Raw genomic sequence first — 23,588 nt, forward strand, 5'->3', positions numbered from 1 at the left:
GGTGGGCACCAAAATCCCGTGCCGGCGGGGCGGCTTGGCGGAGCTATACTTCGTCGCGGCGGGCGTGGGAAACGAAGAGAGTGATCACGCCGAACATTCGCTCTTCTGTCAGCAGTCGGGAGGAAATATGCCGTGACCACCTATGTCATGCTGGCCAAATGGACTGACCAAGGCATGCGCACCATCGGGGAGGTTCCGAAGCGCCTCGCCGCGGCCAGGAAGCTTCTGGAGGACATGGGCGGTCACTTCGGGTCGGTCTACATGACCATGGGCGAGTATGATCTTATTGGAATCTACGACGCACCGGACGATGCGGTGGCAGCCCGATTCATCCTGATGCTCGGGAAAATCGGCAATGTGCGGACGACGTCGCTGAAAGCCTTCCCGGAACTGGCGATGCGGGAGATCATCAATTCGGTTGGCTAGACCAATCTTCCTGGCACGCTCGACCCGAAGCAAAGGCCGGAGCTGGCGTCTAGCTGCGCTTCGCCGGTACGGGCGCCGGGTGCACCAGTTCGACAGTCTTCGCACCGTAGATCAACGCGATCTCTTGCTTGATGTTGTCGTTCGTCCAATGACGGCGAGGAGAGCCATGCTTCGTCTCGCCGCGCCCACTGCTGAATTCGATGCCGTCGCCAACCTTGTAGACCGTGATGAACAGCTTGGTGTTCGGCTCCGCGATGGCGACCGCATCGCACAGAAATTTCTGACGTGTCTCGGACATTCCTACGCCTCTTTCGTTCGACAAGAGAGATTTCGATCCGCTTCCGCACATGAATAGATAATCTTAGAGCGCGTGCGCGAATAGCGAAAGTTAGATCGCTTTAACACTCCCGCCTGTCCGCCAACGGCATGCCGGCGTTGACCTATTGTCGCAGCTGCCCGGGTGTGCGGGGCAGGGCAAGCCAGCTTCCAGACACCGCACAACTCTTTCGCCAACCCGGCCCACGGACGAAATTCCCCGGTCATTCAGCCAACTTCAGGGCGTCCCTGCAGTGGATCGACGGCACGTGGCAGACACCAACTGCCTGCGGCGACGCCCGCCCGATCAAGCTGCATCGTGTTTGTTGGGGCACCGGTGGCGATTGGCGCGCGTGCACAAATACGTATCGGCGCCGCAATCCCCGACTTTGCTCGGCCGAGCCACGCCGATTGGGTTATCATCCCGCCGTTGTCGGCCGGAACGGCCGCTAACTGTGGGAGGCGACGATGGCAGTAGCAACAGTGACGAAGATCACAGCGGCCTCGACCAAGAGTTTCGACGACGCCATCCGCGAAGGCTTGGGTCGCGCCAGCAAGACCTTGCGCGGCATCACCGGCCTCCATGTTGTCGAGCAGAAAGCGAGCGTGTCAGACGGCAAGATCGCGGAATACAGGGTGACCATGGAGATCACCTTCATCCTGGAGAGCTGAGACGCAGGAAGCGGTTCGCTGCGAGGCCCGGCTGGCAGAGCCGGCTTCGCTGCACGGCCGACCGGGCTCTGGAGCCGACCGTGCCGCGTCGCGATCGCGTTCGATGCGAGCGGCGATTTGGTCTTTCGTTTCGGCCGGCGTCGCAATCGCCGCTACCACCGGCGCGGATGCTGCGCCGAGCGCACCGTCCATCACGCCCGCGCAGCAATAGGAGAACCGCCATGCCAGAGCACGTTTACAAGGTTGTCCAACTCGTTGGATCCTCTGATAAAAGCATCGAGGATGCTATCGAGCGCGCTGTCGCGAAGGCGTCTGCAACGATCCGTAATCTGAGATGGTTCGAGGTTCTGGAGACGCGCGGCCATATCGAAGGTGGAAAGGTCGATCACTATCAGGTAACGCTGAAAGTCGGCTTCACCCTGGACGAAAAGTGATGCGTGGGCCGCGCGTCGCGGAACCGGCGACGGCGCCGTCGCAATAGCTGTGCACGCGCTTACAGCCTCCTGCCCTTGCCAGGATGCCCCCGTGGAGATTTGAGACGGCGACGGATCCTCTCGTCGCTGTCACCAGCGACGAGAGTTTGCTGTTCTCATCTGATGTGCTCGAAGAGATCACGCCATTCCATCGCGACCCTGACGAGTATGGCGCGAGCCTCGCGCTCACGACGTACGCCCGTCTTTTTGACCAGGTTCACCAGGTCCGGGTCGTCGAGGAGGTACCCGTGGCATTCGCGGTGGTGCAGTGCGTAAAATTTCCCAACACGACGCTCAACGACTGCGAAGTGCTCCCCGTCCGATACCAGCACGTAGTGCTCTTGTTCGTCGAGAACGTTAATCATCGGTTTTGCCCCATCTCGAATGAGACTCAAGGCGAACCCGCTCTTGGGCATAAAAAGCCCTGAGGATTCGTTTTTCTCGGGGTTCGCCGCCAAGTGCGCGATTTGCTGGAGATGCATCCGCCCAGGCCCGTATTCAGGGGCCGACGGGCACCAGCGAGCACCGACGCGGCACCATGACTCCTGGGCCGCCGGCGATCAACACCAAAGAGGATAGGCACGCCAAGTTGCCGCGTCGGACCTTCGCCCGGCCGCGAGTGTGACCCGGTTCATATGCCCACGGAACCTATGCGTGCATCGTCCTGATGCTTGGTCGCGACGTGCCCTGATCCTGACAGGATCGTGCCGAAATCCAGACATGTCGGAGCGCTAGCATCAAACTGGACGCGGGGGAGACCTGCAAAATGCAAGTAGCAGATGGCTTTCGTGGGATCGGATACGCCATCGTTCTGATCGTCTCGTTGATGGCCCTGTTCGGCCTGTGCGTCGGCAATGCGTGGGCGGCAAGCGCGTTCGTCCTGACAGGTGCATTGCTGACCGCGCTCATCGAAGGAGTGATCCCCGCGCCATCACGCAGTACCACCCGCGACGAATTCAGTGGCGGCCGCAGGCGGTAGGCTCGCTTGAGGGCGCCTCAGGTCCGGCCAATCGTGCGGGTGAATCCCACCAGCCGATCCACCGTCAGCACCACCACGACAGTGACGGCGATCAGCGCCACCGCCAGGGCCGCGACCAGCGGGTCGGTGCGGCTCTCCGTATAGCGGAACAGTGCTACCGACAGCGTGGTCAGACGTGGGCCGACCAGGAACAGGCTGATCACCACTTCGTCGAAACTGACCAGGAAAGCCAGGGTGGCTGCGGCGATGGCACCCGGGGCCGCCAGCGGCAGCGTCACCCGCCAGAACACGCGCAATGGGGAAGCGCCAAGTGTGGCCGCCGCCGCCTCCAGTTCGGCTGGCAGGGCTGACAACGCGGTGGTCATGATTCGTACCACGAAGGGCAATACCACCACGATATGGGCCAGTGCCAATCCCGGCCATGTGGCCACAAGTGCCAGCGGCTGCAACGCCATCAGCAGCGCCAGGCCCAGCACCAGCGTGGGCAACAGCAGCGGGGCGGATAGCAGCGCCGCAACCGCGCCGGGAACCCAGCCTCGCGCCACTGCCAGCGCCGCGGGCAACCCGGCCGCCAATGCCAGCAGCGTGACCACGCTGGCCAGCAACAGGCTGGTGCGCGCGGCCTGCAGCATCGCCCCGTTCGCCACCAGCGCCCCGAACCAGCGCAGCGACCAGCCGGACGGCGGGAAGGTCAGGTAGTCGTCCGCCGAGAAGCTCAGCAGGCATACCAGCAGCAACGGCGACAGCAGGAAGCCGTAGCCGCATGCGGCCAACACGGCGGTAAACCGGCCAACCTTCATGCTGCCGCCCGCCGCGACAGTGTGCCATGCGCAAGCATCAGCACCAGCAGCAGAACCAACGCATAGATCGACAGTGCCGCCGCGGCCGGCCAGTCCAGCGTCTGGGTGGCCGCGTCATAAATCTCGGTCGCCAGCACGAACACTCGCCCGCCGCCCATCAGATGCGGCGTCACGAAGGCCGAGATCGCCAGCACGAAGGCCAGCAGCCAGCCGGCGGAGACGGCCGGCAATGTCAGCGGGAAGGTGACCCGCCAGAATGCCCGCAGCGGCCGCGCACCGAGCGTCGCCGCGGCCTCCTCCAGCCGCGGGTCGAGACGGCCGAATCCGGCCAGCAGCGCCAGCACCGTATAGGGCATCACGCTTTCGGTCAGGCCGATGCGCACGCCGGTCCAGTTGTTGATCAGATGCTGGGTGGGCAGGCCGATTGCGTGCAGTGCAGCATTCACCATGCCGCCATCGCCGAGGATGGCAAGCCAGCCGATCACGCGGCCGGTGCCGGAGACCAGCAACGGCGCGATCGCCGCGATCGCCAGCAGGTTGCGCCATCGGCTGCGGGTGCGGAACAGGAACAGCGCCATGGGATAGGCCAGCAGCAGGGCCGAGGTCGCGCATCCGGCCGACAGAACCAGGCTGTCGCGCGTGACCTGCCAGGTGAACGCGTCCTCGGCCAGCTTCACATAGGTCGCGGTCGAGACCGTCTCGACCAGCATGCCGGACTCCGAGGTCTCGTTCAGGCTCATGCGCGCCAGGATGGCCATGGGCCACAGGAAGGCCAGCGTCAGCAGGGCCAGTGCCGGCAGGCATAGCAGCCACCCGGCCTGCCGCCGGCTCATGCCGCGAACCAGATCGTGTCGGTGGCCCGCCAGCCCAGACGGATCGGCTGGCCAGGCTGCCGCGCCCGCCAGGCGCCGTCGGCCGTGGCCACGTCCACCGGGACACGGCCGACCGGCGTGTCGACCTGCAATTGCGCAACTTCGCCGGTGTAGTCGATGGCGGCGATGGTGCCGTCGAGGGCGTTCTCTGCGGTGTCGCCATCCGCCAGCACCCGGATCCGGTGCGGACGGACGAACACCTCCACGGCTCCTGTTGCAGGCAGCCCGGCAGCATGGATGGCCATTCCGCCGGCGCGCACGGCACCACCCTCCGCCTGCCCGGCGAAGCGCGCACTGCGGCCCACGAACGTGGCGACGAACGGCGTCCGGGGGCGCTCGAACACGTCCTCGGGCGTGCCGAGCTGGGCGATGCGGCCCTGGTCCATTACCGCCACCATGTCGGCCATGGCCAATGCCTCGGCCTGGTCATGGGTCACGAACACCGATGTTGCCCCGACCCGTTGCTGGATGGCGCGCATCTCGCTGCGCAACTCCTCGCGCAGCTTCGCGTCGAGCGCCGACAGCGGCTCGTCCAGCAGCAGCACGTCCGGCTCGATGGCCAGCGCGCGGGCCAGGGCCACGCGCTGCTGCTGCCCGCCAGAGAGCTGGCGCGGCCGCTTCTGGGCGTGGTCGGCCAGTCCGACCAGGGTCAGCGCCTCCGCCGCGCGGCGCACGCGCTCGCCGCGCGGCACGCCGTGCATCTCAAGCCCGAAGGCGACGTTCGCCGCAGCGGTCATATGGGGGAACAGCGCGTACGACTGGAACACCACGCCCATGCGCCGCCGGTGCGGCGCCAGTGGCGTCACGTCACGCCCTTCCACCAGGATGCGGCCGGCGTCCGGCGCTTCCAGTCCCGCCACCATGCGCAAGGTGGTGGTCTTGCCGCAGCCGGATGGGCCCAGGAGCGCCAGCAGGCTGCCGCGCTCCACGGACAGCGATACGCCCTGCACCACGGGCCGCCCGCCATAGGCGCGCGTCAGCCCTTCCAGGACCAGATGGGTCATGGCCGGGCAATCCCTGCAGGAACAATCACCGAGTGGCGGCCGAGATCACCTCACGCCGCCAGCGCTGGTTCCAGCTGTCACGCAGCTTGATCATCTCGTTCCAGTCGAGCGGAATCACCCGCGCCTTGTTCTCCGCCGCCGCGGCCGTGCGTGCCGCGGCTTCCGGGGCGATCTGTGCGTGCGAGTTGGTGGGGCCGTAGTACATGCGCTCGGTGAAGGCTTTCTGTGCCGTGGGGGACAGGGCATAGGCCATGAATGCCAGCGCCGCGTCGCGGTTATGCGCACCCTTCACCACGTTGATGGTGTTGATCTGGAACACCGTGCCTTCGCTGGGCAGCAGCACGCCCACCCGGCCGGCGGAGCGGTCATGATAGAGCTGGGCACGGGCGTTCCAGCCAGTGGCGAAGGTGACGGTGTTGTTCAGGATCAGGTTGTAGCCGTCCGGCTGCGGATCGAAGGTCTGCACCGACGGGGCCAGGTCCTTGAGCGCGCGGAAGGCACCGTCCGCGTTCCGCCAGTTGCCGCTGTCGGCGTGCGCCATGATCGCGGTCAGCGCCAGGCCCTGGATGTTCGGCGGTGCGGATACGCTGATACGGCCGCGCCATTTCGCGTCCCACATGGCGCGCAGTGAGGTGGGCGGCGGCACCACTGCGCGGCTGTCATAGACGATGACGAGATGGTCGAAGGTGACGGCCGGGCCGCACTCCCCACCGCCGCTGCGCGCCTGCGGATCGAGCTCGTCGAGCACCGGCATCATGGCCGGCGTGATCTTTTCCACCAACCCCTCGGCGCAGGCGAGGGCCGCGGTGGTGGCGTCCATGATGACCACGTCGAGCTGCGGGTCGTTCTTCTGCGTACGCAGCTGGCCCAGCATGCTCGCGGAGGTATCGCCGCCGACATACTCCACCTTCGCCGCGCCCTTGGCGTTGAACGGCTTGACCACGACATCCGTGTAATTGTCCTGGAACACGCCGGAATACGTGAGCAGGCGGGCCGGGTCGGCCGAGGCGGGCGCGAGCGGGGCAGCCAGGCCGAGAGCGGCGGTCAGTGTGGCGATCAGGGTCGGGCGCATCGAAAACTCCAACGAACAGACGGCTATGCCAACGAGGACGCAGACGGCGCTAGCGAAAACGAAAACGGCGGGCGGGGCAATGTTCTAGTGGGAGAGAGACGCCTCAGAGACCCGCCAGCACCTTGGTCGTGGCGCCGCTCAGTGCGCCCAGCTTCTCGCCGGCCTGCACCTTGCCCTGGCTGACCAGGCCGGCCTGCTGCCGGGCGATGGCGCGCCGGGCCTCGGCCTCGGCCTCGTCGGGCGGCAGCACGACCACGCCGCTTTCGTCGCACAGCACGGCATCACCCGGCATCACCACCGCCCCGCCGATCGATACCGGCTTGTTCAGCCGGCCGCCGAGGTCGTACAGCCGCGTGGTGATCGGCGCGATGCCACGGCACCACAACGGAAAATCCGAGGTCTCGACCTCTTCCAGATCGGTGCAGGGCCCGTCCACCACACCGGCCCTGGCGCCCGCGGCCTTGGCCGCAACGGTCACCCCGCCGCCCCAACAGGCGTGGCGGTCATCGCCCAGCCGATCCACGACCAGGATGTCGCCGGGGCGCAGCAGCCCGAGCGCGTGGTGCAACAGGGTGGAATCCGGGCCCGGGATGGCCAGCGTCACCGCGGTGCCGGCCACGCGCCGCCGGCGCAGTAAGGGTTGGATGCCCCGGTCGCAGAAACCCCAGTGGCGCCAATGCCCGATCGTGGCCGTCTCGGTCTGTTCCAACAGAGCGACAACCTCGGCGCTGAGTTGGGCGGGCATCTTCTCGATTTCGTATTTCGGCATCAGCGTCGCTTTCGTTCACGCGGGAATCGGGGCCATGGACGCTAGAGCATCTTCGCGGCCGGTGGAATCACCACCACAGGATGATTCCGGCGGCGAGCAGTGCAAAGTGCGCGCCTGGCGTTGCGATCCTTTCTTCCAGGCGAGACCGGGACACTCACAACCGTCCCCTGCGGTTGCAAACCACAGCACAACCGAAAGGTGGCGACCCCGCGCAAACGCACCAGCGCAAGGTGCGCGATCCACGCCGACGCAGCGCCCGCGACGGCCGCAACCTATTGAAAACACACAGCTTCAGGACACCAAAGTCCGTTAAATAACGATTTTGTCTTTTTTCAACAACGAATGTTGCGGCATTTGATTATATGCTGCTATGCTTAATATGGATTTAGATCGGATCAGCCCGCTCGGCGTCAATGTGCGAACGATCTGGAGAAAATTGTGGCTTATGCCATGAACAAGAAAAGAACCGTTTCTCTGTTTCGCTTCGAAATCTCTTCTACCCTTCTTATACCCGGATTCCGGTACTTGACTCCCCTTCGAATACTTGGCCTCGGAGGGCCGTGCTTCTTTGGATCTCAGAGCCGTTGGATCCCAAGGCCATCCGTCTCCATAAATGCGCGAACCCGACCCGGGCACCGAGCAGTCGTCCCGACGCCTTCGAGAATCGGGCGGGAACAGTTTTTGGCGTCGCTGCAGAACCGGTACCGCGACGCGCGCGGCCGGGCGCGGCCACCCCGTTACCGAGGTATCTATGAACGATGCCGATCGCATGCCCACGGGCAATCACATATTGGATTCGCTGCTGCAACCCGACTTCGAGCGCATTCAGCCGCATCTGGAGCCGGTTTCTCTGCCAGTGCGGCATGTGATCGAGAGCCCCGGACAAGAGGTGACGTCCGCCTATTTCGTCACCGCCGGGATGCTTTCCGTTGTCCATACGCTCAAGGACGGTTCATCCGTCGAGGTTGGCATCATCGGCAATGAAGGACTCTGCGGCATCTCGGGCCTGCTCGGTGCGGCGTACGGAACCAACGAAGTCATCGCCCAGGGCAATGGGCGCGCCTTCCGTGTCGATATCGACATCCTGCGCCGCGAGCTCGCCGAGCGGCCCGGGGTTCAGAACGTAATATTCCCATACATCGTCTTCGTGCTGGCGCGCGTCTCGCAGACCGCCGTCTGCAACGTCCGCCATGGCGTGGCCCAGCGTTTCGCGCGGTGGATCCTGACCGCCAGCGATTGCTTTGGAACGAGCCAGTTTCCACTCACGCATGAATTCCTCGCGATGATGCTCGGCGTGCGGCGGCAGGGCGTGACCGTTGCCGCCGGCGCGCTGCAGAAGTCCGGGCTCATCCAGTATCGGCACGGGCATATCAGCATCCGCGATCGCGACGGTCTGGAGGCCGCGGCCTGCGAGTGCTACGCGACGATGCGGGCCAGGGTCGAGCTGCTCCGACACGGATGAGGCATCTTCGCAGGTCGCGCGCCAGGCCGGGGTCCATGCCGGTGCCGTTCTGGACAGGAATGCCTTCCATCCGGCACCCCGTTACGCCGCCTGGATATTTTCCGATCATCGTGGATCGGGACGTGCTCTAATCTCTTCCGCGGGGAGACGACCGGCAACGGCCGGGCGCGCACCTGGTCGAGCTTACACCAACGGGAAACGCAGATGTACAAGCATATCCTGATACCGACCGACGGCTCCGAACTCGCCGACAAGGCGGTTCGTCACGGAATCGCACTGGCCAGGAGTCTTGCCGCCACCGTCACGATCCTCACGGCGTCGACTCCTTTTCGCATCTTCACGACGGTTCCGGAAATGCTCGAGGACACGCCGGCGGAGTACCGCAAGCACATGCAGCTTCACGTGGCCAACACGCTTGGTGCGGCGGCCGATATCGCCAGAGCCGCTGGCGTGGCGTGCGACACGGTCGGGATCGAGCACGAGCACCCCTACCAGGCGATCATCGACACCGCGACGTCCAAGGGCTGCGACCTCATCGTCATGGCCTCGCACGGCCGGCATGGCATGGCAGCGCTTGTGCTGGGAAGCGAGACCATGAAGGTGCTCACGCATTCCACCATCCCTGTCCTCGTCCACCGCTAAGGCCGCGGGCCCCAGCCATAAGCGTGGACCGGCATCACTGCGGCCCTGCCGCGGCCCTATTCGGACTCGTCATAGGTGTCGTGGCCGGCGCGGCGATCGTGGCCGTGGGCTGCCAGTACCGCGGCGGCCGGCGTGGCCGATGGTTCGACCGACACGGAACGACGATGCCGGCCCGCGTCACGAGCCACCGCCTAGTCGCGCCACGCCGATAGATTGTTCCGCAGGCGATAGCCGCCGGCCTCATTCACCAGCAGGCGTGCCTCGGAAGAATCGGGCTCGATCTTCCGTCGTAGCCGGTAGACGGTTGACTCGACCGTTTCGCTGTCCGTGTCTTCGCTGTACCCCCACACCTCGCGCAGCAGCGTCTGACGCGCCACCGGTCGACCGGCGGCGTGGTACAGGTATTTCAGAATCGCAGCTTCCTTGTATGTCAGCCGCACGTGGCGGCCGCCCGCCGGAGCGGCCAGCGATCGGGTCGCTGGGCGAAACACGTAAGGGCCGATCGCCAGTACCGCGTCCTCGCTGGCCTGGTGGGCGCGGATCTGCGCGCGCAACCGTGCCTTGAGCTCGGCCGGGCGGAGCGGCCCCACCATGTAATCGCTCGCGCCGCTATCGAGACCCAGCACTACGTCCGGCTCCGAACCTGCCTCCGCCAGGATGATCACGGGCGCGCGCAGGCCGGAGCGGCCGAGTTCGCTCAGCATCTCGGGCACCACCGCACTGGGATGAGCCACATGCAGAAGCACCGCGTCAACGTGGGTGGTAGGAACCATCGCCGACAGGCCGGGCCCAGGTCCACCCATGGGGGCGGCTATGGTCACGCGGAACGCGCCGCCGTGCTGCAACGCTTCGGCCACCGGCCCGGAACCGGCGCCGTCGCCTGTCACGATCAGTACATCTCGCGCCTGTGCCATTAGGCGTCTGTCCGCCCGATCATACAAAGAAAGCCGAGTGGCGTTCCGCTCCGCGCAACGCCACGGGAGCCAAAAGCCGATACGCGGCCACATCCTCGCCGGATGCCGCTCTCGGAGCCATCATCGCGCGAATTCTCGACGTTGTTCGCAACGTTTCCATGACATTACCTCTGGTCCACCGGGCTTGGCCGCCTTTCGATCACATCAACGCGAGGCACACCGCCTCAGATGACGCAGGTTGCAATCGCAGGGCCACGTGGCCGCGACATTTGTCGTGCGACGCCGCCGGTTTCTGCCTAGCGCCATCTTCTCAACGAATTTCATGGCTTTTTCGTTATCGACCCTTGTCGGGAATGTGGCGGCGCAGCCCGCGGGCGTCGCGCGAGGCGTTCGATATGAAGGCGATCATTAATTCGATTTTCGGTGGCGGACACGTGGCGCGAAGGCAGCCGCCCGTATCGTCATGTCATTGGCGGTGTGCACCGCTGGTGTCGCCGACCAACCCCCGCAGGACCTGCCGCTGGCGGTCCGCACCGAAGGAGGCGACCGATGAAGGCTGCGCTGTTTTCCGCTGCTGCGGTGGTTGGCCTGGTGATGGCCGCACCGGCTTTCGCGAGTTGTGACCAGCATGCACCTGCCGCCTCGACCGTACGCCATGAGGCCGTCGGCAGGCAGGCGCTGACCGCCCCGAAGGGGAGCCAGGGGCGTCCCCTCTATCAGCAGTTCGCGGGTCACGGCAAAGAGGGTGGGTCCTTTCAGGTGGGCGGCGACTACTAGATCGTACCTCGCCTGAGCCGGGTGACATCCATCCGTACGTCTGGCTATCCCGTCCGCGGCGGGGGCGGTGCGCACGCCATTCACGCCATTGCCGCGCCAGCAACCTCCAGTTCCAGCCAACCGCGCGCATCGAAACGGCCGCGGTCGCCGGGGCGGAACAGCACGGTGGTGGTATCGGATTCCACGATCGCGGGCCCGGTAACCACCTGCTCGGGAACGAGCCCCGCGAACGGATGCACCGGAACGCTCTGCCAGGACTCCAGATGCACGCGGCGATGCAGGACAGCCCCGGGCCGTTCGAGCGGCGCTGCGCGCGTTGCCAGGGCTGGCAACACGCCGGCCACCGATACGCGGGCATTCACCAGTACCGGCGCGCGGTCGCGCAAGGCATAGGTGAATAGAGCCTCGTGCCGGCGATGGAATGCCTCGGCCAAGGCAGCGGCAAAGCCCGGGGCGCCCATATCGAGGTCGTCGAACGGCACCGCGATCTCCGACACCTGCTCGCCGTAGCGCATGTCGGCGCTACGGCGCACCTGGATGTCGCCCTGGAACCAGCGAAGCCGGTCGCGACCCTCCTGCTCCATCACATCGCAGACGATGCGTAGGGCCTGCGGATCGATGGCGCCGCCCTGCGCCAGGCTGCGCATCATTTCCACCCGGAGATCGGTATTCAGCATGCCCCAGGCCGACAGCACCGCGGCCTGCAGCGGCACCAGCACGCGCGCCACCCGCAGCGCCGCCGCCACGGACGCGATGTGCAGCCCGGCGGCACCCCCGAAGGACAGCAATGCGAACCGGCGCGGATCGACGCCGCGCCGCACTGTGGCCACTCGCAGCCCGTCGACCATGCGCGCGTTCACCAGCCGATGGATGCCCGCGGCCGTCGCGACGGCATCGAGGCCCAGCGGGCGGCCTAGCGCCGTCAACGCCGCCTCCGCCGCCATTGTGTCCAGCCGCCGCCGTCCGCCCAGGAACGAGGCGGGATCGAGATAGCCCAGAATCAGGTTCGCATCGGTCACCGTCGCCGACCGCCCGCCGGCGCCGTAGCAGGCCGGCCCTGGATCGGCGCCGGCGCTTTGCGGCCCCACTTGCAGCAGGCCGGCACGGCTGACATGCGCGATCGAGCCGCCGCCGGCCCCCAGCGTCACGATGTCCAGGCTGGGCAGGGCGATGCGCGCCTCGCCCACACCGCGCCCACCCGTCAGCACGGGCTGACCCGCTTGCACCAATGCGATGTCCGTGCTGGTGCCGCCCATGTCGAACGTAATGAGGTCTTGCGAGGTTCCCTGCCGGGCCAGTGCTACCGCTGCCGCCACACCGCCGGCGGGGCCGGACAACGCCGTGCCTGCTGCGAGCCGCACGGCTTCGTCCACCGAGGCGACGCCGCCGTGCGACAGCATGATGAACAACGGCCCACCGAACCCCGCCTGAAGCAGCCGGTCCTGCAGCCGGCGCAGATAGCCGGCTACGACCGGCCCCACCGCCGCGTTGGCAACCGTCGTCGAGAACCGCTCGAATTCCTTGATCTGCGGCAGCACGTCCGACGACGCCGTGACGAACGCGCCTTGCAACCGCGCCTGCACCGCCGCTGCCGCCGCCCGCTCATGCGCGGGATTGCACCAGGCGTGCAGGAAGCACACCGCCACCGCGTCCACGTTCTGCTCCGCCAGTGCATCGACCGCGGCGGCCAGTGAAGTGGGATCGAGCGGCGTTTCCACCGAGCCATCGGCGCGCAGCCGCTCACGCACGGGCAGCCGGCGTGCGCGGGGCACCAGCGGTGGCGGTGGGGCCATGCGCAGGTCGTAGCGCTCGGGCTTCAGTCCCTCGCGCATCTCGATCACGTCACGATGCCCTTCGGTGGTCAGCAGCCCTACCCGCGCGCCCTTGCCTTCCAGCAGCGCGTTGGTGGCGACGGTGGTGCCATGCACAATGCGCTCGGTGGCCGCCAGCAGCGCGCCCAGCTCCAGGCCGAGGCGCTCGCCCAGCAGGCGCAGTCCGGCGATCACGCCCTCCGACTGGTCGGCAGGCGTGGTGGCCGCCTTGGCGGTGGTCACGGCGCCATCACTGTCCACCGCGACGACATCGGTGAAAGTGCCGCCGACATCGATACCGATCGAGATCGTCACGGCCTGCCCCATCCGCCGCCACCGCCTGACAGCACATGCAGGCGGCTGCCGGACGGCACGGCGATGCCGACCTCCTTGGTGCGCAACTCCCGCACGACCCCGTCGGGGCGGTGCAGCACGTAGCAGTGCGGAGCGCCGTCCTGACCGCCGAGCATCCCGCGCGCGCCATGGCGGACGCCGTCGCCGGCGGTGTTGGCGGTGGCGGGGCCGTCCGTCTCGATGCGCAGCCACATCTCGCCGCCGTCGCCGCCGCAGTGCCGGCCAGCGCCGCCCGAGCCAAGGCGGAACTCGTGCTGCTCGAAGAACAACGGGAAGCGTGCCTCTGCCACCTCCACGCTGCCGAATTTCAGGCCGCCGACACTGTGCCACTCGCCCGCCGTCGGCCAGCCGTCACCCGCGGAGGATGCACCGCCGCCCGGACGGGCGTGGAACATGTGCCAGATGAAGCGCCGCCCGGTGCGCCCGTCGCGCCCCTCGAACGCCACCCGGAACCGCCGCCCCCAGCCGCCCATGGCACGGTCGGGACAGGCGCCGGACAATGCGACGACGATTGCCTCCACGATCTCGTTCGAGCAGTGGCTGGTGCACATCGTCACCGGGGCGCCCTCGCGCGCCCATACCACCGTGCCTTCGCGCGCGACCACATGCAGCGGCCGGAACGCGCCGGCATTGCGCGCGCAATCGGGGTCGAGCAGGAAGGCGAAGGCCATCGCCACCGCCGACTGCATGTTGGCGTACGACGAATTGACGAAGCCCTGCACCTGCGGGTCCGACTGCGTCAGGTCCACGGTGACATCACTGCCGGAAACCGTCACGCGGGCGCGGATGGTCACGTTCTCGATGCCGTGGCCGTCGTCGTCCAGCACCGCTTCGCCCTCGTAGGCGCCATCCATCCAGGTGACGACGATGGCGCGGGCATGCTGTTCGGCGGCATCCAGGATCGCCTCGACGGACTCCTGCAGCACCTTAGCGCCGAACTCCGCGAGCGTCTGGGCGAGGCGCCGCTCGCCGAGACGTGCGGCGCCGATCATCGCCGCCAGATCGCCGCGGAAATCCTGGGGATGACGCACATTGGCGGCGAGCATGGCCACGAGGTCATCGCGGATCATGCCGCCCTCGGTCAGGCGGATCGGCGGCACGCGCAGGCCTTCCTGCCAGATCTCGGTGGCGCCGGGGTTGTAGCCGCCCATGGTGGCGCCGCCGATATCGCTCTGATGCGCCCGCACCACCGACCAGAACGCGAGTCGCCCCTCGGCGAAGGACGGTACGAAGGCTGTCAGGTCGGGCAGGTGGCTGCCGCCGTGATACGGATCGTTCAGCAGGAACACGTCGCCGGGCGACTGTGTGGGGAACACCTCCATCAACGCCAGCACGGCCCAGGGCAGCGCCCCGACATGTACGGGAATATGGTCTGCTTGCGCCACCAGCCGGCCATGGGAATCGACCAACCCGATCGAAAAGTCGCGCGAGGAGTTCAGGATCTGCGAATAGGTGGTGCGCAGCATCGCCTCGCCCATCTCCTCGGCGATGGCCGACAGGCGGTTCTGCAGGACGGCAACGGTGACGGGATCGGTCATGCCGATTCGGCCGGGGGAATCTCGACGATGCGCGCCGGGTCGATCCCGATCCACACGGCGTCGCCGAGGCCATGCACATCCTGGGGCGACGTCGCGACCCGCAGCCGCAGATCCGACCCGTCGGGCTGGACGCCGTAATCCCAGTGCTCGCCCAGGAACGCCCGCTCCACGATGCGGCCGGGAAAGCACCAGATACCATCCGCCGCGGGCTGGGTGCGATGCAGCGCCACGGTGTTCGGCCGCACCGAGAAACTGACCGGGCGCGGCGCCAGCTTCAGCCCGGGGACCATGCCGGCGGGAGCGGCAATACCCGGGAAGACCGCCATTCCGCCGTCGATATGCCCGTCAAGGAAGTTGGTTCGGCCGATGAAGCCGGCGACGAAGCGGGTGCGTGGCCGGTTGTACAGCGACACCGGATCGTCCACCTGTTCGATCCGCCCCTGGCTCATCACCACGATGCGGTCGGAGGTGACCATCGCCTCGGACTGGTCGTGCGTGACATAGACCGTCGTGATCCGGAACTCGTCGTGCAGCCGCCGGATCTCGGCGCGCATCTCCTCGCGCAGGTTGGCGTCGAGGTTCGACAGCGGCTCGTCCAGCAGCAGCACCTCCGGCTCGATGACGATGGCGCGCGCCAGGGCGACGCGTTGCTGCTGGCCGCCGGATAACTCGGCCGGATAGCGGTCGGCCAGCGCGCCCAGCCGCACCACGTCCAGGATCAGGTTCAGCCGGCGCTGCATGTCCTCGCCGGGCATCCGCCGCAGCTTCAGCCCGAAGGCCACGTTCTCGCGCACGGTCATGTTCGGCCAGATCGCGTAGCTCTGGAAGATCATGGACATGCCGCGCTTTTCCGGCGGCACGACACGGTGGGGGTCGGACAGCAGCGCCCCGTTCATCTCGATCCGCCCGGCCGTCGGCTTGATGAAGCCCGCGATCATGCGCAGCGTCGTGGTCTTGCCGCAGCCGGACGGGCCCAGCAATGAGACGAACTCGCCCGGCGCCAGCGCCAGCGACACGCTCTGCACGGCCGCGGTCTGGCCGAAGCTGCGCCCGAGATCGACGAGTGCGAGCTTGGTCATGACCGACCCCGGCGCAGCATGAAATCACCCCCGACCAGACGGAACCCGACGCCCACGATCACGATGGTCGCCGCCAGCAGCAGGAAGCCCAGTGCCGCCAGCCGCTCGAAATTGCCTTCCTCGCTCAGGTCCAGCAGCATCACCGACATGGTGCGCGTGCGTGGGCCGTACAGAAACATCGCCGTGCTGAGCTCGCGGGTCGCGGGGATGAACACCAGCAGCCACGCGCCGACCAGGCTGCGCTTCATCAGCGGCGCCATCACCCGGCGCACCGCCAGCAGCCGCCCGCCGCCCAGGATGCGTACCGCCTCCTCCATTTCCGGATTGATGCCGCGAATCGCCGCCGAGGCATTCGCGTAGCCGATCGGCAGGAAGCGCGTGGTGAAGGCCAGGATCAGGATCAGCGCCGTGCCGTACAGCGCCAACGGCGGCGGTGCATAGGCGGCGTAGAAGGCGATGGCGAGCACGATGCCGGGCACCACGAAGGGCGCCATGCACAGGAAGCTCAGCATGCCCGCGAACGGAAGCAGGCGGCGGTTGACGATATAGGCGATCGACAGCGACAGGCCGATCGCCAGGCATGCGGCCGCCCCGGCATACAGGAAGCTGTTGACAACCGACCGTCCAGCCGTCTCGTGCTCGAACAGCAGATAGTAGAAATTGCCCAGCGTCAGGTTGGCGAAACTCCAGCCCTGGCCCCAGGCGCGCGCCAGCGCCGCCTGCGACAGCGACGCATATGGCAGCAGCACCGACAGCGACAGCACGAACAGCGCGTAGCCCAGCAGCACGAAGCGCCACGGGCCGAGCGCGATCAGCCGGCGCTCGCCGCCTTTGCCGGTCAGCGCCACGAAGCCCTTGCGCGCGATCAGCCGCCGCTGCAGGGCGAACATCGCCACCGTGACCAGCAGCAACGGCACCGCATAGGCGGCCGCCACCTCCGAACGTACGGGTGGACTGAAGAACTGCTGTAGCTGGGTGGTCACCACGTTGAACCGCGCGGGGATGGCGATCAGCGCCGGCGAGCCGAACAGCGCGATCGTCTCCAGGAAGGTGACGATCGCGCCGCCGAGGATTGCCGGCAGGACCATCGGCAGCGTCACCTTCAGCACGGTGCGCAGCGTGCCCGCGCCGAGGATGTTGGCGGCGTCCTCCATCTCCGACGACACCACGTCCAGTGCCGAGGCGGTAAAGATGAACAGGTATGGGAACGAATAGATGGCGATGATGAAGGTCAGGCCGGGGAAGGAGTAGATGTCCAGCACCCCCTCCGGCGCTCCGGTCAGCGCCATCCACAGCCGGTTCAGCCAGCCGGCATTGGGGCCCGCGAGCAGGATCCAGCCGATCGCGCCGAGATAGGGCGGCGTGATGAAAGCCCCCAGCACCATCAGCCGCACCGCGCCCTTCCCCGGCATGTCCGTGCGCGACACCGCCCAGGCGATCGGCAGCGCGAAGAACAGGCACAGCACGGTGACCGACGCGCCGAGCCACAGCGAGTTCCACAGCGCCTGGACGTAGCGCGGGCGGCCATAGGCGGCGAGATAGTTGGCGATCGTGAAGGTGCCGGTGTCCGGCGCCTCCAGGCTGGTCAGGATCAGCCGCAGCAGCGGGTTCACGACCAGGAACCCCAGCACCGCGGCCAGCGCGACCCATAGCAGGATCAGCGGGTCGAACCGGCGCGAGACGACGTGGGCGCGCATCAGCTGCCGAAGGTATCGCGCCACTGCTCGATCACCTCCGGGATGCCCTTCTGGATCTCGGCGGTGGACAGGCGGATGATCTTCGCCTCGCTGAACGGCTTCGCGCCCGCCTTGGGCAGGACGCCCGGCCGCAGCGATTCATTGCGCGACTCGACCGACAGGCGCGCATGATCGTCGCTCAGCAGGAATTCCATGAACAGCCGTGCCGCGTTCGGATGCGGTGCATTTGCCATCACCGCCGAGGGCGACACCAGCAGCACCGCGCCGTCGGTGGGATAGATCAGCGCCAGCGGATTGCCCTTGTCGGCGCTCATCAGCGTGGTGCCGGAAGGCCCCGCGGCCACCGACCGCTCGCCGGAATTCAGCATCGTCACCGTGTCGTTCACGGAGCGGCCGATCTGCGGCTGGTTCTTCTCCAGCTTCTCGAAATACTGCCAGCCATAAAGGTTGCGCATTGCCAGCACCCAGGTGCCGACATAGCCGGAGAAGGCGGGATGCCCCACCGAGATCTGCCGGCGCCATTTCGGATCCAGCAGGTCGGGCCAGTTCTTCGGCGCGTCCTCCGCCTTCACTTTCTTGGTGTTGTAGGTGATCAGCACCAGCCCGGCGGAAGTCGGGTAGTAGGTGCCGTCGGGGTCCACGCCCTGGAACGGCGCGCTGAGTCCGGCGGCGTTCTGCGGCGTGATCTTGGCCAGCAGGCCGCGTTTCTTCAGCGCCTCGTCATGGCCGGGGTCGGTGGAGCTGAACACGTCACATTGCGCAACATTGTTCTTGATGTCCTGCAACAGCCGCTCATAAGCCACCTGCGCAGTGGTGCGGATCACCGAGACCTTGACGCCCGGATAGGCGGCGGTGAAGGCGCGGCCGGTGGCCTCGGCGGTCTCGCCGTCGGTATGGGCGGTGTACCAGGTCAGCGTGCCTTCCTTGCGCGCGGCCTCCACCAGAGCCTCGAACTCGGCCCGTGCGGGGCGCGGCAGCATCTGCGCGAGCCCCAGTGCCCCAAGTCCGGTTGCCACGCTGCGGCGGCTGATCTTTCCCGACATCGTTCCCCCCTTGGTCTTGCTTGTTGCCGTGGAGCATAAGCGAAAGGCGCGGTCCTGCCATCCCGCGAAGCCGGGCTTCATCCGCGCACGAACTCGTGGCTATGCTGGCGGCCCAGCTTCCGCGCAGGAGACGTCGCCGATGAAGACAAAAATCAGCGAGGCGGATTTCGCCGTGCTCGCGGCCCAGACCGGACTGAGGCTCACCGACGCGCAGCGCCGCGAGATCCATGCCGCCTACGGCACCATCGAGGCAATGCTGGCGCGCATCGGCAGCGAGCGCCCGCGCGAGGCCGAGCCTGCACTGATCTTCCGCGCGGAAACGGAATGATGGGCCCGTTCCCGACCATCTCCGAAGCGTCGGCGCAGATCGCCGCCCGCAAGCTCTCGCCGGTGGAGCTTACCCGCCATTGCCTCGATCGCATCGCCACCCTCAATCCGGTGCTGCACGCCTTCATTCGCCGCACCGAGGACCGCGCGCTGGCCGAGGCGCGCGCTGCCGAGGCGCGGGTGATGGCGGGGGCGGCAAAGGGCCCGCTCGACGGCATCCCGATCGCGCACAAGGACATCTATAATACCGCCGGCATCGCCACCACCGCGCACTCCAAGCTGTTGCAGGACCATGTGCCCGCTGCGGACGGCACCGCCGTGCGCCGGCTGGCCGAGGCCGGCACGGTGATGCTGGGCAAGCTCGCCACCCATGAATTCGCCTTCGGCGGCCCGAGCTTCGACCTGCCCTGGCCACCCGCCCGTAACCCCTGGAACACCGACCACTTCACCGGCGGCAGCAGCAGCGGCACCGGGGCGGCGGTGGCGGCGGGCCTGATCCTCGGCGGCACCGGGTCGGATACCGGCGGCTCAATCCGCGGCCCGGCCTCGTTCTGCGGCATCGCGGGCATCAAGCCGACTTATGGCCTGGTCAGCCGCGCCGGCATCCAGCCGCTGTCGTTCTCGCTGGACCACGCGGGGCCCATGGCCTGGACGGTCGAGGACTGCGCCATGCTGCTGCAGGCCATGGCCGGCCACGATGCTGCGGACCCGGCCAGCGCCGACCGGGCCGTGCCGGATTTCAGCGCGAAGCTCCGCCAGGGCGTGCGCGGCCTGCGCATCGGCGTGATCCGCCATTTCCACGAAGTCGACGTGCCCGTGGCCGACACCACGCGCCAGGGCATCGAAGCGGCGCTGGAGGTGTGGCGCGGCCTTGGGGCAGAGATCCGCGACGTCACGCTCTCGCCGCTGACCGACTATCAGGCGGTCGGCATGGTCGTGATGCTTGCCGAAGCCTATGCGGTGCATGAGCCGTGGCTGAAGACCCGCTTCAACGACTACGGCGAGATCTTCCGCGATCGCATGGCACTGGGCGGAATGATCCGCGCCGCGGACTACGTGCAGGCGCTGCGCCGGCGGCGGGAGCTGTGGGCGGAAATGAAGGCTGCCTTGGACAGTGTGGACATCCTGGTCACCGCCTCGACCAGCAGCGAGGCACCGCGCATCGACGCGGCGTTGAAATGGGTGCTGTTCACCACGCCCAATTTCACCTTCCCCTGCAACGTCACCGGCTTTCCGGCGCTGTCGCTGTGCTGCGGCTTCACCCCGGCCGGGCTGCCGCTATCGCTGCAGCTCATCGCCCGGCCGTTCGATGAAGCGACGCTGTTCCGGGCCGGCCACGCCTACGAGCAGGCAACTCCCTGGCGTGGCCGGCGGCCTGCCGTTTGAGCTATGCCGGCGCCGGGGTCGCGCCCTTGCCTTCCAGCGCGCGCAGGAAGGAGGCGCGGCGCGACCCGGCTTCCATGATCATGCCGTGGTCGGACGTGGCCAGGACCATGTGCGCGCCTCGGCTGATGTAATGCGGCGCCCATTCGTCGTCGCCGATGCCGCCCATGCCCACGTATTTGCCGTGCCTGCGGCAGGCCTCGCCGACGCGGTGATAGGCGTCCTGCACCTTCTGGTGGCCCCATTGCCCGGGGATGCCCATCGTCGTCGTCAGGTCGGTGGTGCCGATCATCAGCACATCGATGCCCGGCACCCGCGCGATGTCCTCGACATTGCCGATGGCTTCTTCGGTTTCGATCATGGCGCAGACCAGCACCTCGCGGTTGAGGATGGCCTGCGCCTCGCCCAGGGAAGGACCGCCATACAGGAACGCCGCGGGGGGCGCGCCCCAGCTGCGCCGGCCGATCGGCGGGAACCGGAACGCCTCGGCCACGCGCTTTGCCTGCGCACCGGTATCGACATGCGGCACGATGATGCCCATGGCGCCGTTGTCGAGTGCGCGTGTGCCCTCGTCCAATGCATCGGCGCAAACGCGCACGATCGGGGTGATGCCGAGCGGGATCGCCGCGTAGCACATCTGCGAGGCTTCCTGCACCGTAAAGGCGCCGTGCTCGGTGTCGATGAACAGCCAATCGTGCCCGGTGGCATGTGCGAGCATGGCGGATGCGGAGGTGCGCAGGTGATAGGCGCAGAAGCCCAGGGCCAGTCTGCTCTCGCGCAGGCGCAGGAGAGTCGGATTCGGGATCATCGACACGCGGTGCTTCCTCCTTGATTTTGGCAGAGGATGACTGCCCGCGGCGGCCTGGGCAATACGCACGGACAGCGAGGCATGGACGCGTTGCGAAAAATCTGCTGCCCTTTCGACGGTAAAACGGTGACCCGGGGGGCCACATTGCGCATCACCGAAGTCGAACCGATCCTGTTGCGTGGCGATCGGGCCTACCGCGCCGCTGCCGGCGCCGAGGAGGCCACGGACAACGGGGACTGGCAGCTGCTGGTGCGCGTCGGCACCGACGAGGGGCTGACCGGCTGGGCCGACGCTGAAACGCTGGCACCGGCGGCAGTGGCGATCATCGCCGGTCAGAGCATGGGCATCATGGGCTTTCGCACCCTGAGCGAGTTGCTGATCGGCGAGAACCCGCTGGATGTCGAGCGGCTTTGGGACAAGTTGTATGTCGGCAGCGCCTATTACGGGCGGCGCGGCGTTGCGATGCAGTGCCTGTCCGCCATCGACAACTGCCTGTGGTCCATCCGCGCCCAGGCCGCCGGCATGTCGCTGGCGCGGCTGCTTGGCGGGCGGCGGCGGGATCGCATCACTGCCTATGCCTCCACGCTGTTCCGCGAGACGCCGGAAGCGATGGAGGAGGCCGCACGCGGCTATGTTTCGCGGGGCTTCCGTGCGGTGAAATTCGGCTGGGGTGTGTTCGGCGAGGATCCCGGCCGCGACCGGGAACTGGTGGCCGCGGCGCGGGCGGCATTGGGGCCGGACCGGCACCTGCTGGTTGATCCTGGCTGGTATCCAGTCGGGTGGAAGACGCCCGGGCCGATGCGCAGCAGGCGGCAGGCGGAGGCGTTGTGCGACTGGCTGGCAGACTATGATGTCGGCTGGGTCGAGGATTTCATCCACCCCGAGCGCTTCGACGAATATGCTTATGTGCGCGCCCGCAGCCCCGTGCCGATCGCCGCCGGCGAGCAAGTGGCGACGATCTGGGACTTCCAGCGTTTCATTGGCGAAGGCTGTGTGGACGTGATCCAGCCCGACCTGTCGCGCTGCGGCGGGGTGAGCGTGGCCACGAAGGTCGCGGGGCTGGCCGAGCAGGCCGGCATCGACCTGGTGCCGCATTCCTGGCTGACGCATCTGTTGACCGGTTACAGCCTGCAACTGATCGCCACTTTGCCTCGTGCCCGCTTCGTGGAGTTCAACGTCAGCCAGAGTCCGCTGACCGCCGGCATCGCCCGCGCCAGCTTCGCGCTGGACGCCGACGGCGCGGTGCCGATCCCGGACAGCCCGGGCATTGGCGTGGAGGTGGACCTCGATTTCATTCGCGCGCACCGGGTGAACTGACCATGACACGCGAAATCGTCCGGCCCGCCGGCCTGGACCTCGAATCTCCTGGGCGGCGGGACTACTACGTGGCATTGGAGCACGACTCGATCTGGGGCGACCACCTGATTCCGCTGACGGTGTTCGTCGGTCCGCGGGCGCGGCCCGGGCAAGGCCTGGTGGCGTTCGGCGCCAACCACGGCAACGAATACGAGGGCCCCGTGGCAATCCGCCATCTGCTGCGGGAGATCGACATCGCCGATGTGACCGGCCGCATCATTCTGGTGCCAGTGCTGAACGTGGCCGCGTTCCGCGCCGGCACGCGCGACAGCACGCTGGACGACCGGGTCAACCTGAACCGGGCCTTCATCGACGGCGCGGGCCATCGTGCTGCGCTGGCCGGCATCACCCATCGCATCGCCGACTTCGTTCGCGCCCATCTCTGGCCGCAGGTGCACGTGGTGATTGACCTGCATGCTGGCGGCCAGGTGGCCCGTTTCGCGCTTGGCACCAGTTTCCACCGGATCGACCATCCCGACCAGGGGCGCCTGATCGAAGAGACCGCGCGCTGGTTCGGCACTCCGCTGGTGATCACCTACCAGAACGAGACGCCGGGCCTGCTCCCAAGCGAAGCCGAGCGGTTAGGCAAGATCGCCATCGGCGGTGAGTTCGGCTGGGGTGGGGCGATCCAACCCGAAGGCGTGCGCTACGCCCGCCATGGCGTGCTGGCGGCCGCCATCCATCACGGCCAGCTTCGCGGACAGGTCGACAAGATCGCATACCACGCTGACGGCACCCAGCGCCTGGTCGATATGGCGGACCGCGACTGCCTCACCATCGCGCCGTTCGCCGGCCACTACGAGCCGCTGCTGCACTGCGGGACGGACGTGGCAAAAGGCGAACAGGTCGGCTGGCTGCACGACTTCGAGCGGCTGGACCTTGATCCCTGGCCCGTGCGCGCCGGCGTGGACGGCATCGTCGTCGCCCAGGCCTGGGCCGCCCCGGTCCTGCAAGGGCAGCATATCCTTTGCACGGGACGGGTGAAGGGGCGGAAGCCCTTTTGATCCCCTTACAT

The 23,588-nt window shown here is 67.2% G+C and carries 25 protein-coding genes; 11 read left to right on the top strand and 14 right to left on the bottom strand.

Going from position 1 to position 23,588, the window contains the following annotated elements:
• The first annotated feature begins 132 nt into the window (after positions 1-132).
• A complete protein-coding gene (locus OL599_RS01295; protein WP_264711784.1) occupies positions 133-426 on the top strand; it encodes a GYD domain-containing protein in 294 nt (97 codons plus the stop codon).
• A 49-nt stretch (positions 427-475) separates the two neighbouring features.
• Here OL599_RS01295 and OL599_RS01300 read toward each other — a convergent pair whose 3' ends face one another.
• Entirely contained in the window at positions 476-724 is a 249-nt protein-coding gene (locus tag OL599_RS01300) for a hypothetical protein (protein WP_264711785.1), read from the bottom strand.
• Positions 725-1,209: 485 nt separating this feature from the next.
• Between OL599_RS01300 and OL599_RS01305 the strand changes: the two genes are divergently transcribed.
• Together OL599_RS01305 and OL599_RS01310 are read left to right on the top strand one after the other, a co-directional pair.
• Positions 1,210-1,413 (top strand): dodecin family protein, encoded by a 204-nt coding sequence (locus OL599_RS01305; protein ID WP_264711787.1) that lies wholly within the window; start codon positions 1,210-1,212, stop codon positions 1,411-1,413.
• 221 nt (positions 1,414-1,634) lie between these two features.
• Complete coding sequence (locus OL599_RS01310) at positions 1,635-1,847, top strand: dodecin (RefSeq protein ID WP_264711788.1); 213 nt, start codon at positions 1,635-1,637, stop codon at positions 1,845-1,847.
• Between the two features lie 155 nt (positions 1,848-2,002).
• Here the strand turns inward: OL599_RS01310 and OL599_RS01315 are convergent, their stop codons facing one another.
• On the bottom strand, positions 2,003-2,368 hold the full coding sequence (locus OL599_RS01315; protein ID WP_264711789.1) for a hypothetical protein: 366 nt from the start codon (positions 2,366-2,368) through the stop codon (positions 2,003-2,005).
• A gap of 284 nt (positions 2,369-2,652) precedes the next feature.
• Between OL599_RS01315 and OL599_RS01320 the strand changes: the two genes are divergently transcribed.
• Positions 2,653-2,865: a hypothetical protein gene (locus tag OL599_RS01320; RefSeq protein WP_264711790.1), complete on the top strand. Its 213-nt coding sequence runs from the start codon at positions 2,653-2,655 to the stop codon at positions 2,863-2,865.
• A 17-nt stretch (positions 2,866-2,882) separates the two neighbouring features.
• Here OL599_RS01320 and OL599_RS01325 read toward each other — a convergent pair whose 3' ends face one another.
• From OL599_RS01325 to OL599_RS01345, 5 genes are all read right to left on the bottom strand, one after another.
• Positions 2,883-3,665 carry an ABC transporter permease gene (locus tag OL599_RS01325; protein ID WP_264711791.1) on the bottom strand — a complete coding sequence of 261 codons (783 nt, stop codon included), beginning with the start codon at positions 3,663-3,665 and terminating at the stop codon, positions 2,883-2,885.
• Positions 3,662-4,498: an ABC transporter permease gene (locus OL599_RS01330; RefSeq protein WP_264711792.1), complete on the bottom strand. Its 837-nt coding sequence runs from the start codon at positions 4,496-4,498 to the stop codon at positions 3,662-3,664. The genes OL599_RS01325 and OL599_RS01330 overlap by 4 nt, the downstream gene beginning before the upstream one ends.
• Positions 4,495-5,541 carry an ABC transporter ATP-binding protein gene (locus OL599_RS01335; protein WP_264711793.1) on the bottom strand — a complete coding sequence of 349 codons (1,047 nt, stop codon included), beginning with the start codon at positions 5,539-5,541 and terminating at the stop codon, positions 4,495-4,497. Before OL599_RS01335 ends, OL599_RS01330 begins: the two co-directional genes overlap by 4 nt.
• A 25-nt stretch (positions 5,542-5,566) precedes the next feature.
• The gene (locus OL599_RS01340) at positions 5,567-6,613 is read right to left on the bottom strand and encodes an ABC transporter substrate-binding protein (RefSeq protein ID WP_264711794.1); all 1,047 of its coding nucleotides are present in this window, start codon (positions 6,611-6,613) and stop codon (positions 5,567-5,569) included.
• A 103-nt stretch (positions 6,614-6,716) separates the two neighbouring features.
• The gene (locus tag OL599_RS01345; RefSeq protein ID WP_264711795.1) at positions 6,717-7,382 is read right to left on the bottom strand and encodes an RraA family protein; all 666 of its coding nucleotides are present in this window, start codon (positions 7,380-7,382) and stop codon (positions 6,717-6,719) included.
• Positions 7,383-8,133: 751 nt separating this feature from the next.
• On the opposite strand from OL599_RS01345, the gene OL599_RS01350 reads away from it, so the two are divergent.
• Together OL599_RS01350 and OL599_RS01355 are read left to right on the top strand one after the other, a co-directional pair.
• Entirely contained in the window at positions 8,134-8,844 is a 711-nt protein-coding gene (locus OL599_RS01350) for a Crp/Fnr family transcriptional regulator (protein WP_264711796.1), read from the top strand.
• A 204-nt stretch (positions 8,845-9,048) separates the two neighbouring features.
• Positions 9,049-9,486, top strand: coding sequence for a universal stress protein (locus OL599_RS01355; RefSeq protein ID WP_264711797.1), 438 nt, complete (start codon positions 9,049-9,051; stop codon positions 9,484-9,486).
• Between the two features lie 191 nt (positions 9,487-9,677).
• On the opposite strand, the gene OL599_RS01360 is transcribed toward OL599_RS01355, so the two are convergent.
• Positions 9,678-10,400: a response regulator transcription factor gene (locus OL599_RS01360; protein ID WP_264711798.1), complete on the bottom strand. Its 723-nt coding sequence runs from the start codon at positions 10,398-10,400 to the stop codon at positions 9,678-9,680.
• Positions 10,401-10,949: 549 nt separating this feature from the next.
• Here OL599_RS01360 and OL599_RS01365 point away from each other — a divergent pair.
• Positions 10,950-11,177, top strand: coding sequence for a hypothetical protein (locus OL599_RS01365; protein ID WP_264711799.1), 228 nt, complete (start codon positions 10,950-10,952; stop codon positions 11,175-11,177).
• An 80-nt stretch (positions 11,178-11,257) separates the two neighbouring features.
• Here the strand turns inward: OL599_RS01365 and OL599_RS01370 are convergent, their stop codons facing one another.
• From OL599_RS01370 to OL599_RS01390, 5 genes are read right to left on the bottom strand one after another with little or no spacing between them, the layout of a single operon-like run.
• Entirely contained in the window at positions 11,258-13,303 is a 2,046-nt protein-coding gene (locus OL599_RS01370) for a hydantoinase/oxoprolinase family protein (RefSeq protein ID WP_264711800.1), read from the bottom strand.
• Complete coding sequence (locus OL599_RS01375) at positions 13,300-14,880, bottom strand: hydantoinase B/oxoprolinase family protein (RefSeq protein WP_264711801.1); 1,581 nt, start codon at positions 14,878-14,880, stop codon at positions 13,300-13,302. Before OL599_RS01375 ends, OL599_RS01370 begins: the two co-directional genes overlap by 4 nt.
• A complete protein-coding gene (locus OL599_RS01380; protein WP_264711802.1) occupies positions 14,877-15,959 on the bottom strand; it encodes an ABC transporter ATP-binding protein in 1,083 nt (360 codons plus the stop codon). Before OL599_RS01380 ends, OL599_RS01375 begins: the two co-directional genes overlap by 4 nt.
• Entirely contained in the window at positions 15,956-17,680 is a 1,725-nt protein-coding gene (locus OL599_RS01385) for an ABC transporter permease (protein ID WP_264711803.1), read from the bottom strand. The genes OL599_RS01380 and OL599_RS01385 overlap by 4 nt, the downstream gene beginning before the upstream one ends.
• Positions 17,656-18,699 (bottom strand): ABC transporter substrate-binding protein, encoded by a 1,044-nt coding sequence (locus OL599_RS01390; RefSeq protein ID WP_264711804.1) that lies wholly within the window; start codon positions 18,697-18,699, stop codon positions 17,656-17,658. The genes OL599_RS01385 and OL599_RS01390 overlap by 25 nt, the downstream gene beginning before the upstream one ends.
• A gap of 139 nt (positions 18,700-18,838) precedes the next feature.
• Between OL599_RS01390 and OL599_RS01395 the strand changes: the two genes are divergently transcribed.
• Together OL599_RS01395 and OL599_RS01400 are read left to right on the top strand one after the other, a co-directional pair.
• Positions 18,839-19,027, top strand: a complete 189-nt coding sequence (locus OL599_RS01395) for a hypothetical protein (RefSeq protein WP_264711805.1) — start codon at positions 18,839-18,841, stop codon at positions 19,025-19,027.
• The gene (locus OL599_RS01400; RefSeq protein ID WP_264711806.1) at positions 19,027-20,412 is read left to right on the top strand and encodes an amidase; all 1,386 of its coding nucleotides are present in this window, start codon (positions 19,027-19,029) and stop codon (positions 20,410-20,412) included. Before OL599_RS01395 ends, OL599_RS01400 begins: the two co-directional genes overlap by 1 nt.
• A 1-nt stretch (position 20,413) precedes the next feature.
• On the opposite strand, the gene OL599_RS01405 is transcribed toward OL599_RS01400, so the two are convergent.
• Positions 20,414-21,217, bottom strand: coding sequence for an HpcH/HpaI aldolase family protein (locus tag OL599_RS01405; RefSeq protein ID WP_264712312.1), 804 nt, complete (start codon positions 21,215-21,217; stop codon positions 20,414-20,416).
• A 126-nt stretch (positions 21,218-21,343) separates the two neighbouring features.
• On the opposite strand from OL599_RS01405, the gene OL599_RS01410 reads away from it, so the two are divergent.
• Together OL599_RS01410 and OL599_RS01415 are read left to right on the top strand one after the other, a co-directional pair.
• Positions 21,344-22,534: a mandelate racemase/muconate lactonizing enzyme family protein gene (locus tag OL599_RS01410; RefSeq protein WP_264711807.1), complete on the top strand. Its 1,191-nt coding sequence runs from the start codon at positions 21,344-21,346 to the stop codon at positions 22,532-22,534.
• A gap of 2 nt (positions 22,535-22,536) precedes the next feature.
• Complete coding sequence (locus OL599_RS01415; RefSeq protein WP_264711808.1) at positions 22,537-23,577, top strand: M14 family metallopeptidase; 1,041 nt, start codon at positions 22,537-22,539, stop codon at positions 23,575-23,577.
• Positions 23,578-23,588: the final 11 nt, after the last annotated feature.

This window comes from Limobrevibacterium gyesilva, assembly GCF_025989185.1.
In the GTDB taxonomy this organism is placed as follows: domain Bacteria; phylum Pseudomonadota; class Alphaproteobacteria; order Acetobacterales; family Acetobacteraceae; genus Limobrevibacterium; species Limobrevibacterium gyesilva.